This window comes from Enterobacter sp. BNK-34 (assembly GCF_048684445.1).
Classification (GTDB): Bacteria; Pseudomonadota; Gammaproteobacteria; order Enterobacterales; family Enterobacteriaceae; genus Enterobacter; species Enterobacter pseudoroggenkampii.
On record NZ_JBLQUA010000001.1, the window covers coordinates 4,601,258 to 4,616,132 of the forward strand.

The window sequence follows — 14,875 nt, forward strand, 5'->3', positions numbered from 1 at the left end:
GTCTAAGCCCTAATTGCACCTTTGTTTAGTCCGCTAAAAAAAGCGGGCCCATTGGCGGTTTCGGCAGGTCAAACCGATCCGGATAGTCTACCGAGACCAGATACAACCCTTCCGCTTTCGCCGTAGCTGCCGCAAGCGTTCTGTCCTTCGCTGCCAGCAGGTCTGCAATCCAGCTCTCCGGCTGGTGTCCGGCGCCCACTTCCATCAGGCTGCCCACAATATTCCGAACCATATGATGTACAAAGGCATTGGCTTTGATATCCACCACCACATACGCGCCAAAACGGCTGACGTTTATGTGCATGACGTTTCGCCACGGCGTGCGGGACTGACACTGCACCGCACGAAACGACGTAAAGTCATTTTCACCAATCAGACACTGCGCCGCGCGATGCATACGTTCAGCATCAAGCGGTTCATAAAAATGCGTCACGCCCTGGCTTAACACCGCCGGACGCAGGCGCTGGTTGTAGATGACATAACGGTAGCGACGCGCCGTGGCGCTGAAACGCGCGTGAAAATCATCCGGCACAGCTTTTACCCAACACACCGCAATGTCACCAGGCAAATTCGCATTTACACCCAGGGTCCAGGCGGCATCCTTACGCACGGCGGTGGTTTCAAAGTGCACGACCTGCCCCGTACCGTGAACACCCGCGTCCGTACGTCCTGCGCACAGGACGTTAATCGGCTCGTTTGCCACCTGAGAGAGCGCTTTTTCCAGCTTCTCCTGGACGCTGCGCACCTCGTTCTGACGCTGCCAGCCATAATACTTACTGCCGTCGTACTCAATGCCGAGGGCAATTCTATGGACCGGCTTTTGTTCCACGTCTGACATCAGTACAGGTACTCCTGCACCAGTTTTTCAGCAATTTTGACCGCCATCAGCGCGCCGCCAAAGCGAACGTTGTCGGCAACGGACCAGAACTGAACCTGTTCCGGCATGCCGTAATCGTTACGCACGCAGCCAACGGAAAGATGCGCGCTGCCGGTGGCATCGCCCACCTGGGTCGGGAACTCGCTCTCTTCAGAGAGCACGATGTCTTCACCGCGGCCAAACGCATCGCGCGCCTCTTCTGCTGCCAGCGGACGCAGCGCTTCAAAGCCGACCATCTGCGCGTGGCCGTAAAAGACCGGGGACTGCACGACGTTCGCAGAGATCATCAGGCCATCGTCCTGCAAAATCTTACGCACTTCATCGACGATACGACGCTCTTCGCGCACGGAACCCTCGCGGTCCGGCAGCAGCGGCAGCATGTTGAACGCCAGCTGGCGGCCAAAGAAATCATCTTCATCAATCGGGATACCGTTCAGCAGCTTCGCGCTCTGCCCGGCCAGCGCGTCAACGGCCTTTTTACCGTTCGCGGACGCGGACAGCAGGCTGGTGACGGTAATGCGCGACAGGCCGCCGTCGTCGATCAGCGGTTTCAGGGCAGTCAGCAGCTGGCTGGTCAGGCTGTTCGGCACCGCAATGACGTTACGGTTGCGGTAGTCAGCCAGCACAAACGGGTTCACGTCCGGCACCACCAGCGGCACATCCGGCTCCATCGAGAACAGGCCGCTCAGGTCGATCACCAGGCAGCCTGCGTTGGTCGCCTCTTCAACGTACGCAGCAGTGGCTTCAGCGCCCGCAGCGAAAAACGCCAGCTGCGCCTGGGTCCAATCGAATGCTGCCGCGTCCTGGACCATCACGGATTTACTGTTAAAACGCAGATGCTCACCTGCACTGTCGGTACGCGCCAGCGCATAGATATCGCCCACCGGGAACTGACGCTCAGCAAGGGTTTCGAGCAGGGCTTCGCCCACGGCACCCGTGGCACCTAAAATGGCAATGTTCCAGCCTTCAGACATGGTGGTTTACTCCAGAAATAAAAAAGCGTCCCTGTCAGAGTATCCGACAGGGAGCATTAAGAAGACATTAACGTGCCGGATGATGAACGGCGTTAAACCCCAGCTTATGCAGCAGCGTCGCCGCCGACGCGTCGTCGCACATCACATACAGGGAAGACCACTCGCGGCGCTCAACATAGTTCTTGCGCAGCTTATCAAACTCACCCGGGATCCCCGCCACTTTACGCAGCAGCGCATCATCGCGGCGCACATCATACACCAAATGCACCAGCCTTTTCAGCGTTGCCTGATCGAGCGGACCATGCAGGGTAATGCGGCCAAATTCAGGCGCGGGGAGTAAGGTATCCAGCGCCACCTGCTGCGGATGGCCGATAAAAGCGCTGTAGGCCTCGAAGACCTGCGTCGTGCCGCGCGCTTTCCCCTCGAGGGTATAACCGGCGATATGCGCTGTGCCCACGTCCACCTTGTTAAGCAACTCAACGTTGAGATCCGGCTCCGGCTCCCAGACGTCCAGCACCACGCTGAGGTCTTGTCCTTCATTCAGACATGTCAGCAGCGCAGCGTTATCTACAACCGGACCACGGCAGGCATTTATCAGAATAGTGCCAGCCTTCAGACGACGGATCAGCGCCTCGTCAGCAAGATGCAGCGACTTATACGGCCCCTCTTTAAACAGCGGCGTGTGGAAAGTCAGCACGTCGCATAGTTCGACCAGCTCGTCCAGCGAGCGGAAATCCCCGTCATCACCGTTGTCTTTGCGCGGCGGATCGCACAGCAGCGTGCGGATCCCTAACGCTTCAAGACGCTTTTGCAGGCGTCCGCCGACGTTACCCACGCCAACAATCCCCACGGTGCGGTCCTTCAGCGCAAACCCGTCGCGCTCGGCCAGCATCAGCAGCGAGGAGAAAACGTATTCCACAACGGCAATGGCGTTACAGCCCGGCGCGGCGGAAAAACCGATTCCAGCCTGCTTCAGCCACTTATCATCCACATGATCGGTCCCTGCCGTTGCGGTTCCGACAAACTTAATCGCTTTACCGGCGAGCAACGCCTCATTTACTTTGGTCACCGAGCGCACCATCAGCGCGTCTGCGTCATCCAGTTCGTTGACCGGGATCGGGCGACCAGGGACAGCCTTAACGTTACCCAGGCGGCTAAACAGCTCACGGGCATAAGGCATATTTTCATCAACGAGGATTTTCACGTCTGAGTACCTGTTTGAGAGGAAGAAAACCTGCCAAGTGTGCCATAATCTGGCCGCCAGGCATATACGTATACCTGGTTTACGCTGAGTTTTGACTTTAAGGATTTTTGACGATGCAGCCCATTTCAGGTACGCCGCCACGCCCTCCGGGTGAAGGCCCCGTCACGCCAAACGTTGCCGGTGAACAACCGCTATCCACGCAACAGCGCACCGTGCTGGAGCGACTGATCACGCGCCTGATTGCGCTGACTTCACAGCAAAATGCGGAAGTCTGGGCAGGGGTAAAGCATGATTTAGGCGTGAGGAACGACGCACCGCTGCAGTCGCGTCATTTCCCTGCTGCCGAGCAAAATCTGAACCAGCGTATTACGACCGCGCAGCAGAACCACACCACGCGCCAGATTGTTGCTCAGCTGACGGAGCTGCTGGGCCAGGGTAATAACCGCCAGGCGGTGAGTGATTTTATTCGCCAGCAGTATGGTCAGACCGCGCTAGGGCAGCTGACGCCCGACCAGCTTAAAACCGTGCTGACCCTGCTGCAGAACAACGAGCTGTCTATTCCGCAGCCTCAGGTGCGCCCGTCGACCGAGCGTCCGCTGCTGCCCGCCGAGCACAACACGCTCAAGCAGATGGTGACAAAGCTGGCTGCGGCCACCGGCGAACCGACGAAGCTTATCTGGCAATCCATGCTGGAGCTGTCCGGCGTGAAGGCGGGTGAACTGATCCCGGCCAAACAGTTTACTCATCTGGTGACCTGGCTCCAGGCGCGCCAGACGCTCAGCACCCAGAACGCCCCTACCCTGCATACCGTCCAGGCGGCACTGAAGCAGCCGCTTGAGCCGCATGAGTTCGACGTGATTCGGGATTACGCCCAGCAAAACTGGCAGGCCACGCCGCAGACGGTGCTGACCACCGCGCAGGTGCAGGATCTGCTCAATCAAATCTTCGTTCGTCGCGCCGAGCGCGAGGGCGGCGTGCCGGAGGTGAGAAACGTTCAGCCGATCTACAGCCCGCTGTTTGCGCCGGTCGTCGAGACATTCAGAACGCTCTCTGCGCGTCCGGGGTTGATGTTAATTGCACTGCTGATTGCGCTGGCGATTTTCTGGCTGGTTGCTTAATACTGCCGGGTGGCGGCTTCGCCTTACCCGGCCTACGGCTAGTGCGGTTGTAGGCCCGGTAAGGCGAAGCGCCACCGGGCAAAAACTACGACCTGCGAAACGCCACCAGCGTCACCACGATCCCCACCACCGCAGAAACCGCACCGGCCAGAAAGACGGACGGATAGCCAAACGAGGTGGCTAACACCCCGGCCAACGGCCCGGTTACCCCGTATGAGATATCCTGAAATGCCGCATAGCCGCCGAGCGCCGTCCCGCGCACCTGCGGGGCCACGCGCTTCACCACTTCAACACCCAGCGCCGGGAAGATCAGAGAACAGCCGCAGCCGGTCAGCGCCGCACCCAGCAGGGCCACGGATGCCACGGGGGCATTCCACAACAGCAGAAGACCGATAGCTTCAATGACCAGCGATGCCGCCGCCACCTTCACGCCGCCGAAGCGATCCGGCATCCAGCCAAAAAGCACGCGCATCAGCACAAACGCGCCGCCAAAGGCAGTAAGCGTAAAACCGGCCATCGCCCAGCCTCGGCTCATAAAATAGAGCGATACAAACGTCCCTATTACCGCAAAACCCACGCCCTGCAGCGCCAGGCCCAGGCCCGGCTGCCAGATTTGGCCGACCACGCTCCACAGGGAAGGACGCTCGCCTTTGTGCGCAGGTACCTTACGCACCGAGCCGTTAAACGCCCATGCCACCAGCGGCAGCGCCATGGTCGTTGCAGCCAGCGCCGCAAACCCGAACTGGCTGTTGATCAGCAGGCCAAGCGGTGCACCGGCGGCCAGCGCGCCGTAGATGGCCATGCCGTTCCAGGACATCACCTTGCCGGAACGTGCTGGCCCCACCAGCCCCATTCCCCAGGTCAGGGTGCCGGTCAGCAGCTGGCTTTCACCGAAGCCAAGAATTAAACGGCCTAGCACCAGCAGCGCAAATTTATACGCGGCGTCTACCGGCAGGAGAGCCGCCAGCAGCCAGGCGCCGCCCGCCAGCCCGCAGGCAAACATCCCCTGCAGCGCCGAGCGTTTGGCACCGTGCTGATCCGCCAGCCGTCCGGCGTAACCGCGGGTTAATACCGTGGCTAAAAACTGAATGCCCACGGCAATGCCGACCATGGTGTTGCCATAGCCCAGCTCCTGATGAACGAACAGCGGGATCACCGGCAGCGGCAGGCCAACGGTCATATAGGTCAGGAATACCGCAAAGGCGATACGGAACAGCGAGACGTTCGCTGAAGGGGTTGTTTCTGTTTGAGTTACTGCAGTCATGCTTTACTCCGAAATGAAGAGTAAGGCGAGGAAATGCCACGCCCCCTCTACCTGATAATCAGGATTAAGGTGCGTTGGTTGACGTTAAACGCTTACGCATTATCGTGAGGATAATGTTGAGGGGTGAAGTTTGCCTGTGAGATCAGCTGCTTGTCAATGCATAAAAAAGGGAGCCTTATGGCTCCCCTTCTGAATCAAATATAAAACTTATGCTTTCAGCTTACGCATGACCAGCGTGGCGTTGGTGCCGCCGAAGCCGAAGCTGTTGGACATGACGGTGGTCAGCGTCGCTTCCGTTGGTTTGGTCACGATGTTCAGGCCAGCAGCCTGCTCGTCCATCTCTTCGATATTGATACTTGGGGCGATAAAGCCGTTTTCCAGCATCAGCAGCGAGTAGATCGCTTCCTGAACGCCAGCCGCACCCAGAGAGTGACCGGTCATGGCTTTGGTCGCGGAGATCGCCGGGCTGTTGTCGCCGAAGACTTCACGGATCGCACCCAGCTCTTTTACGTCACCTACCGGCGTAGAGGTACCGTGGGAGTTCAGGTAGTCGATTGGGGTGTCAACGCCGTGCATCGCCATCTTCATGCAGCGCACCGCGCCTTCGCCGGATGGCGCAACCATGTCGGCGCCGTCAGACGTTGCGCCGTAGCCCACGATTTCAGCGTAGATGTGCGCGCCACGCGCCAGTGCGTGCTCCAGCTCTTCAACCACAACCATACCGCCGCCGCCCGCGATAACGAAACCGTCACGGTGTGCATCGTAGGTACGAGATGCTTTGTCCGGGGTCTCATTGTACTTGGTGGACAGTGCGCCCATCGCGTCGAATTCACAGGCCATTTCCCAGCCCAGCTCTTCGCCGCCGCCAGCAAATACGATGTCCTGTTTACCCAGCTGGATCTGCTCAACAGCGTTACCGATGCAGTGCGCGGAAGTCGCACACGCGGAGCTGATGGAGTAGTTCACACCGTGGATTTTGAATGGGGTCGCCAGGCACGCGGAAACCGCAGAACCCATGGCTTTGGTGACCACGTACGGACCTACCGCTTTCAGACCACGCGGGCTACGCATTGCGTCAGCACCGAATACCTGCGCTTTAGATGAGCCGCCGGAACCGGCGATCAGACCCACGCGCGGGTTGTTCTGATAAACCTCTTCGCTCAGGCCAGAATCTTTGATCGCTTCCTGCATGGAGAGATAAGCATAAATAGAGGCATCGTTCATGAAACGAACCACTTTGCGGTCAATCAAACCGGTGGTGTCCAGTTTGACGTTACCCCATACGTGGCTACGCATACCTGAATCTTTAAACTCTTCAGAGAAAGTGATCCCGGAGCGTCCTTCACGCAGAGATGCCAGGACTTCCTGCTGGTTATTACCGATGCTGGAAACAATGCCCAGGCCAGTAATCACTGCACGTTTCATTCAATACCTCTGTAAGTCGCACTATAGTAAGTTTCGAGTCGCACAATAGCGTACACTTGTACGCCGAACAAGTCCGATCAGACATTTTCTGCGGAAATTTGCACCGATGGACTCACATCGTTAAGATCGTGCCACTGCCTGTCAGACGAGTAACTTACGTGAAACAAAACGCTATACAACCCGCCAACCTCGAATTCAACGCTGAGGGTACACCTGTTTCCCGAGATTTTGATGACGTCTATTTTTCTAATGATAACGGACTCGAAGAAACTCGCTATGTTTTCCTCGACGGAAACCAGCTCAGCACCCGCTTCCCGGCGCACCCGCGGAGCCTGTTTGTGGTCGCGGAAAGTGGATTCGGCACCGGGCTGAATTTTTTAACCCTCTGGCAGGCGTTTAACCAGTTCCACGCTGCTCACCCCGAGGCTACGCTACAAAGATTACATTTCATCAGTTTCGAAAAATTCCCGCTCACCGCGCACGATCTGCGGCTCGCTCATCAGCGCTGGCCAGAGCTTGCCGCCTGGGCGGAACAGCTTCAGGCACAGTGGCCGCCTCACATCGGCGGCTGTCACCGTCTGATTCTGGACGGCGGACGCGTGACGCTGGATTTATGGCTTGGCGACATCAATGACCTGACCGATACGCTCGATGATTCGATGAATCAGAAGGTCGACGCGTGGTTCCTGGACGGCTTTGCCCCCGCCAAAAACCCGGACATGTGGAGCCAGCATCTGTTTAGCGCGATGGCCCGGCTGGCGCGCCCTGGCGCAACGCTTGCCACCTTCACCTCGGCGGGCTTTGTCCGCCGCGGGCTGCAGGAGGCGGGCTTTACCATGCAGAAGACCAAAGGCTTTGGCCGCAAGCGCGACATGCTGGTCGGAAGGATGGATCAGACGCTGGACGTTCCCGCTCAGGCGCCCTGGTTTGCACGCCGCGCCAGTGCATCACGTGAGGTGGCGATAGTCGGCGGGGGGATCGCCAGCGCCCTGCTGTCTCTCGCGCTTCTCCACCGTGGCTGGCAGGTCACGCTCTACTGTGCTGACGATGTGCCAGCTAGCGGCGCGTCCGGCAACCGCCAGGGGGCGCTCTATCCGCTTTTAAGCGCGCACGACCCGGCCCTGTTCCGGTTTTTCCCGGCGGCGTTTACCTTTGCTCGTCGCCTCTACGACGCCCTGCCTGTGGCGTTCGATCATGACTGGTGCGGCGTGACGCAGCTCGGCTGGGATGAAAAGAGCCAGCAAAAAATCACGCAGATGCTGTCGCTGGGCCTGCCTGGCGAGATTGCCCGCGCGGTAAGCGCGCAGGAGATGGCAGCCACCGCTGGCGTGGAAACCGGCTGTGGGGGCATTCAGTATCCGCTCGGCGGCTGGCTGTGCCCGGCTGAACTGACCGCGGCGGTCATTTCCCTGGCGCAGTCGCGCGGGCTGACGGCGCATTATGCTCACACCGTTGAATCGCTGAGCCGAAGCGAGCGCTGGAATCTGCGTTTTGCGGATGGCAAAGCGGTAAGCCATGCCAGCGTTGTGCTGGCAAACGGGCATAACATCAATCAGTTTATCCAGACAGAAACGTTGCCGGTTTATCCGGTCGGCGGCCAGGTGAGCCATATTCCTTCCGCACCCGAACTGAGCAAACTGCATCAGGTGCTGTGCTATGACGGCTACCTGACGCCACAAAATCCGTCTAACGGCCATCACTGCATCGGGGCCAGCTATCATCGTGGCGAAACGGATATGCGCTACAGCGACGCGGATCAGGTGCAAAACCGCCAGCGCCTGATTGACTGTTTCCCGGATGCGGCATGGGCGCAAGAGGTTGACGTCAGCGAGGGGGAAGCGCGCTGCGGCGTTCGCTGTGCCACCCGCGATCATCTGCCGATGGCGGGAAATGTGCCGGACTATGAGGCAACGCTTGAGGCCTATCAGGACCTTGCTGATAACCGGGATAACGCGGTAAGCGCGCCGGTTTATCCGGAGCTGTATATGCTGGGTGGATTAGGGTCTCGCGGGTTGTGCTCTGCCCCACTGCTGGCAGAAGTGTTGGCCGCGCAAATGAGCGACGAGCCGGTTCCGCTGGACAGTGTTACGCTTGCGGGGCTGAATCCGAATCGCTTGTGGGTACGGAAACTGCTGAAGGGGAAGAAGGTTAAGTAGGGGGCGGCCTGGTGCCCTCACCCGTCCCTCTCCCACAGGGAGAGGGTGGTGAAACACTTACTTCGCTTTCGCCTGCTGGAACAAATTGTCCCACATACCCAGCACCAGTGACTGGTCGCGCGGAGAGAGCTCCCCGGCCAGAATGGCTTTTTCCAGGCTGCGGGTGACTTCAGCGTGAACAGCGTCGGCAGAGTGATCGTCACCCGCTTCCAGCTCGGCTACCGCGAGCGTCAGGTGACCACGCAGATAACCGCTGGCGAACAGCTCATCATCACTGGCGTGTTCCACCATGTCATCAATTAACGCCAGAATGCGTGATTCAAATTCTGCGATCATCTTCTTTCCTCTGTTAAAGATCTTCCGGCCAAGGGAAGCATTCCGCCGCTATCGCCGGCGTGTGGTAATAATTCTGTAAGGCCTCGATCAGGCGCGCCGGACGTTCCGGGATGCCTTTCTCAAGATATTCCATCACCTGCGCATGAACGCGGCGCTGGAAGACGATACGGTCTGGCTCGAAGTCGCCTTCAAGGTTGTCACAGCTCACGTTGAACGGGAAACCCGCCGCGACGCAGAATAGCCATTCCAGCGCCTGCGGCTTCACTTCCACATCCTCAAACTGCCCCTGGGTGGCGGCATCACGTCCGTCCGGGCAGTACCAGTAACCGAAATCCACCAGCTCGCGCCGCGCTTTCCCCGCAATGCACCAGTGCGAAATCTCGTGAAGACCGCTGGCGTAAAAGCCGTGCGCAAACACGATACGGTTATACGGAACCTCTGCATCAGCAGGAAGATAGATCGGTTCGTCGTCGCCTTTAATCAGACGGGTATTAAAATCGTCAGCAAAACAGCCGTCGAAAATCTCAATCAGCTGTTCGTAGTGATGCGTACTGTTCATTAATTCATCCCCAACCAGGTGAGGATCTCCTGTCCATGGCTGTCATAAAGAAGTTTGGCGCTCATTACGGCCGAGACGATGACAATCATCGGGCGAATAAGTTTTTGTCCTTTGCTTAACACCAGACGCGAACCCGCGCGTGCGCCCAGGAACTGCCCTGCCATCATGACGAATCCGGTTGCCCAGATGACCTTGCCGCCAATGATAAACAGCAGCAGACCGCCGAGGTTCGAGGTCGCGTTGAGCACTTTGGCATGAGCGGTCGATTTGGCGAGGTTAAACCCGGCCAGCGTCACGAACGCCAGCGCATAAAACGAGCCTGCCCCCGGGCCGAAGAATCCGTCGTAAAAGCCGACGCAGCCCCCGGCAATCAGGGCAAACGGCAGGCCGTGCAGACGACGCTGGCGGTCTTCCTCGCCGAGCTTTGGCATCAGCAGGAAGTAGAGACCGATGCAGATGACCAGAACCGGCAGGATCTGGCGCAAAATATCCGACTGCACGTGCTGAACCAGCAGCGCGCCCGACGTGGAGCCGATAAAGGTCATCAGGATATTGAGCTTCTGGTCGGCCAGGCTCACCACCTTGCGGCGGATAAAATAGAGCGACGCCGAGAGCGAGCCGCCGCAGGCCTGCAGCTTGTTGGTGGCAAGCGCCTGCGCCGGGCTCATGCCCGCCGCCAGCAGCGCGGGTACGGTTAATAACCCGCCACCGCCCGCAAGGGCATCAATAAAACCGGCCAGCATGGCCACGAAGAACAGCACCACCAGCAGCAGCGGTGACACCATAAACAGATCGACGAAATTATCCATTAAAGTACATGCTCATCCAGTAGCGCCTGGCAGGAAGGCGGCAACGGAGGCGGTGTCTTCTTCTCAGGCTTTGAGGTTCCAGGTTTTGCCGGTTCAAACCAGCTTTGCAGTTCCGCACCGCAGCCATCGCCTGGCGGAGGTAGCGGCTGATCTTCACATTCCAGGCTATTCGCCGGACAGCGCAGACGAACGTGCATGTGCGCACGATGCTGGAACCACGGGCGCACTTTGCGCAGCCAGTCGCGATCGGTTCCGGCATCCAGACAAAGCTGCTGCTTGATGGCCGGGTTAACGAAAATCCGCGTGACGTCGTTATCTTCCGCGGCCAGCTTGATCATGCTGGATACGTCCCGCGTCCACAGGGATGGCACAACGCGCTTGCCGTCGCTCGCCACCAGATCCAGCGCCTGCGGCTTCAGCAACTGGGCGGAGGTCCAGCGGGTTTTCGGCAGCTGCAGGAAGATATCGACATCCAGTCCGGTCTGGTGACTGGCGTGTCCACCGTTAAAGCGACCCCCGGCAGGCATCCCCATATCGCCAATCAGCATCGTGCCCAGCCCCAGGTTATGCACCTGATTTCCCAGACGCTGGATGAACAGCACCAGATCCGGGTGGCCGAAATAACGCCGCTGATCGGTGCGCATCACCTGATAGGTATCAGACTGGAGAGGAAGCTCCTGGGCACCGACGATACAGCCGTTGGAAAAGGCGCCAATGGACTGCGCGCTCCCCGCCACCGGGTGGATGATTTTTTGCCATGGCGTTGCGGCCAGACTGGCTCCACTGGCCAACAGCGCCAGCAGAGCAATTGCGGTTTTTTTCATGTTTACCAGCGTGGAATGGTGGTCGTCACGTCCGCATTCTGCGCGCGCTGGCGCAGGAAGTGATCCATCAGCACGATCGCCAGCATCGCTTCTGCGATCGGCACCGCGCGGATCCCCACGCACGGATCGTGACGTCCTTTGGTGATCATCTCAACTTCTTCGCCATCGCGGTTAATCGTGTGGCCCGGCACGGTAATGCTGGAGGTAGGCTTCAGCGCGATGTTGGCAATAATCTGCTGCCCGCTGCTGATACCGCCCAGAATGCCGCCCGCGTGGTTGCTCTGGAAGCCCGCCTTCGTGATCTCGTCACGGTTCTGGCTGCCGCGAAGGGATACCACGTCAAAACCGTCGCCAATCTCAACGCCCTTCACCGCGTTGATGCTCATCAGCGCGTGGGCGATGTCGGCGTCGAGACGGTCAAATACCGGCTCGCCCCAGCCTGGCGGGACGCCGTCGGCCACGACGGTCACTTTCGCCCCAATGGAGTCGCCCTCTTTTTTCAGGCCGCGCATCAGTTCGTCCAGCGCGTCCAGCTTGTCGGCATCGGCACAGAAGAACGGGTTTTGCTCGACCAGATCCCAATCTTTGATCGCCAGCGGAATGTCGCCCATCTGGGTCAGACAGCCGCGGATAACGATGCCAAATTTCTGCTGCAGGTATTTTTTGGCAATGGCGCCAGCCGCCACGCGCATCGCGGTTTCACGCGCGGAAGAACGCCCGCCGCCGCGATAGTCGCGGAAGCCGTACTTTTGTTCGTAGGTGTAGTCGGCGTGGCCCGGACGGAACACGTCTTTGATGGCGCCGTAGTCCTGGGAGCGCTGATCGGTGTTTTCAATCAGCAGACCAATGCTGGTGCCTGTAGTGCGTCCTTCAAAGACGCCAGAGAGAATTTTGACCTGGTCCGGCTCGCGACGCTGCGTAGTGTAGCGAGAGGTGCCCGGACGACGGCGGTCGAGGTCGTGCTGCAAATCGGCTTCGGTCAGTTCGATGCCTGGCGGTACGCCATCAACGATACAGCCCAGCGCCAGCCCGTGCGACTCGCCAAAGGTGGTCACGCGGAATAACTGTCCAATACTGTTTCCTGCCATCACGGCTCCGATGTTGTTGTTTGTGTTTGAGCGTTGTGAAACGGGCCGAAGCCCGCTGGATTAATCTTTATAGATGCTGAAGTGTTCGCGCGCGTCGAGCAGTTGCGCTTTCGTCAGCATAAAGACGCCGTCACCGCCGTTGTCGAACTCAAGCCAGGTGAACGGCACATCCGGGTACTGCTCTATCAGATGTACCATGCTGTTGCCCACTTCACAAATCAGAACGCCGTCGTCGGTCAGATAATCCGGCGCGCAGGCCAGAATGCGGCGGGTCAGCTTCAGGCCGTCAGATCCTGACGCCAGACCCAGCTCCGGCTCGTGACGGTATTCGCTCGGCAGATCGGACATGTCTTCCGCATCGACGTACGGCGGGTTAGTGACGATCAGATCGTACTGCAACGTCGGCAGATCGCGGAACAGATCGGAGCGAATTGGCGTGACGTGATGGATCAGACCGTGCTCTTCAATGTTGTGCTCGGTCACGGCCAGCGCGTCGGTGGAGATATCGACGGCGTCCACTTCCGCTTCCGGGAAGGCATAAGCGCAGGCGATGGCGATACAGCCGCTGCCGGTACACATATCCAGAATGTGCTGCGGCTGATGGCCGATCAAGCCTTCAAAATGGTTGTTGATCAGCTCACCAATCGGCGAGCGCGGCACCAGCACGCGTTCATCGACATAGAACTCGTGGCCGCAGAACCAGGCTTTATTGGTCAGATAGGCGACCGGAATACGTTCGTTCACGCGGCGGATCACGCGCTCAACGATGCGGTGTTTTTCGCTGGAGGTCAGGCGCGCGGTGCGCATGTCTTCCGGAATATCCAGCGGCAGGTAGAGGGACGGCAGCACCAGCTGCACGGCTTCATCCCACGGGTTATCGGTACCATGACCGTACCAGATATTGGCGGCGCTGAAGCGGCTAACCGACCAGCGCAACATGTCCTGTATGGTATGCAGCTCGTTTACTGCTTCATCGACGAAAATTTTATCCACTCTTTCCTCCAGGGCATGCTCGCATAATTTTCGGCGGCTAGTTTGCCATGAAGACGGCGATAAATCAGCAATGACGCGTCTCGCTTGAGGTTAAAAAATGCGTTTAGTCGGGTACACTGTCGGAAATACGAGATGAGAATGACGAATGAAAAAGAAAACATCGCTCAGCGAGGAGGATCAGGCGCTCTTCCGGCAGCTAATGACCGGGACGCGTAAAATCGCGCAGGACACCATTGTCCATCGCCCGCAGCGTAAAAAAATCAGCGAAGTACCGGTCAAACGTCTGCTGCAGGAGCAGGCGGATAACAGCCACTATTTTTCAGATGAATTTCAGCCGCTGCTCAATACTCAGGGTGCGGTGAAATACGTACGCGAAGACGTCAGCCATTTTGAGCTGAAAAAGTTACGTCGCGGAGATTATTCGCCGGAGCTGTTTCTCGATCTGCACGGTTTAACGCAGATGCAGGCGAAACAGGAGCTGGGGGCATTGATCGCCGCCTGTCGACGCGAACATGTTTTTTGCGCCTGCGTGATGCATGGCCACGGTAAACATATCCTCAAGCAGCAGACGCCGCTGTGGCTGGCTCAGCATCCACACGTGATGGCGTTTCATCAGGCACCCAAAGAGTACGGCGGAGATGCCGCATTGCTGGTGTTGATTGAAGTGGAAGAGTGGCAGCCGCCAGAATTACCCTGACAGAATGGCGGGAAACATATTGCCCCCGCCATATCGCACGTCACGTCAGATGGCTTTTGCCATCTTCAGGTTGCACGGACTCATTTGCCAGTTGAAGACACCTTTGCCCGTTTCGTCGAGAGAAACATTAGCAATGGCGGATGTCGTGAACATCGGCGGGGTCTCGCCAGGGCACAGCTCAGATACCAGATAGCCAACCAGTGGCAGGTGGGAAATGACCAGCGCGGAAGCGACACCTTCATTGCACAGCGCCTGAAGATAGGCGCTGACAAGGCCGACATCACCACACGGGGTGAGTTCAGGGAGAACATCCACACTGGATGGCAGGTTCATACACTCCCCTACCACGTCCAGCGTCTGTTCTGCACGCAGGAACGGACTCACCAGAACGCGTTCGATGTCCACTTTTTGACCGTTAAGCCAGTTCGCCATCAGACGAGATTCGTCGCAGCCACAGACGGTCAAAGGACGTACTGAGTCACTGGCGGCATCGAGTGCCGCGTCGCCGTGACGCATGATAAAAACTTGCATATTGCACCGCTTTTGTTAAC

At 58.4% G+C, this 14,875-nt stretch carries 15 protein-coding genes; 3 read left to right on the top strand and 12 right to left on the bottom strand.

The features are described from left to right. Window positions 1-25: 25 nt before the first annotated feature. The 3 genes from truA to pdxB form a co-directional block, all read right to left on the bottom strand. A complete protein-coding gene (gene truA, locus ACMGG5_RS22605; RefSeq protein WP_420278542.1) occupies window positions 26-838 on the bottom strand; it encodes a tRNA pseudouridine(38-40) synthase TruA in 813 nt (270 codons plus the stop codon). After that, complete coding sequence (locus ACMGG5_RS22610; RefSeq protein WP_024908943.1) at window positions 838-1,851, bottom strand: aspartate-semialdehyde dehydrogenase; 1,014 nt, start codon at window positions 1,849-1,851, stop codon at window positions 838-840. Before ACMGG5_RS22610 ends, truA begins: the two co-directional genes overlap by 1 nt. A gap of 67 nt (window positions 1,852-1,918) precedes the next feature. Next, window positions 1,919-3,055, bottom strand: a complete 1,137-nt coding sequence (pdxB, locus tag ACMGG5_RS22615) for a 4-phosphoerythronate dehydrogenase PdxB (protein ID WP_420278543.1) — start codon at window positions 3,053-3,055, stop codon at window positions 1,919-1,921. A gap of 113 nt (window positions 3,056-3,168) precedes the next feature. Between pdxB and flk the strand changes: the two genes are divergently transcribed. Then, window positions 3,169-4,173 (top strand): flagella biosynthesis regulator Flk, encoded by a 1,005-nt coding sequence (gene flk / locus ACMGG5_RS22620; RefSeq protein WP_157189505.1) that lies wholly within the window; start codon window positions 3,169-3,171, stop codon window positions 4,171-4,173. A gap of 85 nt (window positions 4,174-4,258) precedes the next feature. Here flk and ACMGG5_RS22625 read toward each other — a convergent pair whose 3' ends face one another. After that, the gene (locus tag ACMGG5_RS22625; protein WP_420278544.1) at window positions 4,259-5,437 is read right to left on the bottom strand and encodes an MFS transporter; all 1,179 of its coding nucleotides are present in this window, start codon (window positions 5,435-5,437) and stop codon (window positions 4,259-4,261) included. Window positions 5,438-5,644: 207 nt separating this feature from the next. Then, complete coding sequence (gene fabB / locus ACMGG5_RS22630; RefSeq protein ID WP_014832795.1) at window positions 5,645-6,862, bottom strand: beta-ketoacyl-ACP synthase I; 1,218 nt, start codon at window positions 6,860-6,862, stop codon at window positions 5,645-5,647. A 158-nt stretch (window positions 6,863-7,020) separates the two neighbouring features. On the opposite strand from fabB, the gene mnmC reads away from it, so the two are divergent. Beyond that, window positions 7,021-9,018 (top strand): bifunctional tRNA (5-methylaminomethyl-2-thiouridine)(34)-methyltransferase MnmD/FAD-dependent 5-carboxymethylaminomethyl-2-thiouridine(34) oxidoreductase MnmC, encoded by a 1,998-nt coding sequence (mnmC, locus tag ACMGG5_RS22635; RefSeq protein WP_420278545.1) that lies wholly within the window; start codon window positions 7,021-7,023, stop codon window positions 9,016-9,018. A gap of 57 nt (window positions 9,019-9,075) precedes the next feature. Here the strand turns inward: mnmC and ACMGG5_RS22640 are convergent, their stop codons facing one another. From ACMGG5_RS22640 to prmB, 6 genes are read right to left on the bottom strand one after another with little or no spacing between them, the layout of a single operon-like run. Continuing rightward, the gene (locus ACMGG5_RS22640) at window positions 9,076-9,354 is read right to left on the bottom strand and encodes a YfcL family protein (RefSeq protein ID WP_024908938.1); all 279 of its coding nucleotides are present in this window, start codon (window positions 9,352-9,354) and stop codon (window positions 9,076-9,078) included. A 13-nt stretch (window positions 9,355-9,367) separates the two neighbouring features. Next, window positions 9,368-9,913, bottom strand: coding sequence for an elongation factor P hydroxylase (locus ACMGG5_RS22645; protein ID WP_024908937.1), 546 nt, complete (start codon window positions 9,911-9,913; stop codon window positions 9,368-9,370). Continuing rightward, complete coding sequence (locus ACMGG5_RS22650; RefSeq protein ID WP_024908936.1) at window positions 9,913-10,722, bottom strand: sulfite exporter TauE/SafE family protein; 810 nt, start codon at window positions 10,720-10,722, stop codon at window positions 9,913-9,915. Before ACMGG5_RS22650 ends, ACMGG5_RS22645 begins: the two co-directional genes overlap by 1 nt. Next, complete coding sequence (mepA, locus tag ACMGG5_RS22655) at window positions 10,722-11,546, bottom strand: penicillin-insensitive murein endopeptidase (protein WP_420278546.1); 825 nt, start codon at window positions 11,544-11,546, stop codon at window positions 10,722-10,724. The genes ACMGG5_RS22650 and mepA overlap by 1 nt, the downstream gene beginning before the upstream one ends. Window positions 11,547-11,548: 2 nt before the next feature. Continuing rightward, window positions 11,549-12,634, bottom strand: a complete 1,086-nt coding sequence (gene aroC, locus ACMGG5_RS22660) for a chorismate synthase (RefSeq protein ID WP_024908934.1) — start codon at window positions 12,632-12,634, stop codon at window positions 11,549-11,551. Between the two features lie 60 nt (window positions 12,635-12,694). Further along, complete coding sequence (gene prmB / locus ACMGG5_RS22665) at window positions 12,695-13,627, bottom strand: 50S ribosomal protein L3 N(5)-glutamine methyltransferase (RefSeq protein ID WP_025757143.1); 933 nt, start codon at window positions 13,625-13,627, stop codon at window positions 12,695-12,697. A 145-nt stretch (window positions 13,628-13,772) separates the two neighbouring features. Between prmB and smrB the strand changes: the two genes are divergently transcribed. Beyond that, window positions 13,773-14,324 carry an endonuclease SmrB gene (gene smrB / locus ACMGG5_RS22670; RefSeq protein ID WP_008502613.1) on the top strand — a complete coding sequence of 184 codons (552 nt, stop codon included), beginning with the start codon at window positions 13,773-13,775 and terminating at the stop codon, window positions 14,322-14,324. Between the two features lie 45 nt (window positions 14,325-14,369). Here smrB and sixA read toward each other — a convergent pair whose 3' ends face one another. Then, the gene (sixA, locus tag ACMGG5_RS22675) at window positions 14,370-14,855 is read right to left on the bottom strand and encodes a phosphohistidine phosphatase SixA (protein WP_024907662.1); all 486 of its coding nucleotides are present in this window, start codon (window positions 14,853-14,855) and stop codon (window positions 14,370-14,372) included. Between the last annotated feature and the right edge of the window lie 20 nt (window positions 14,856-14,875).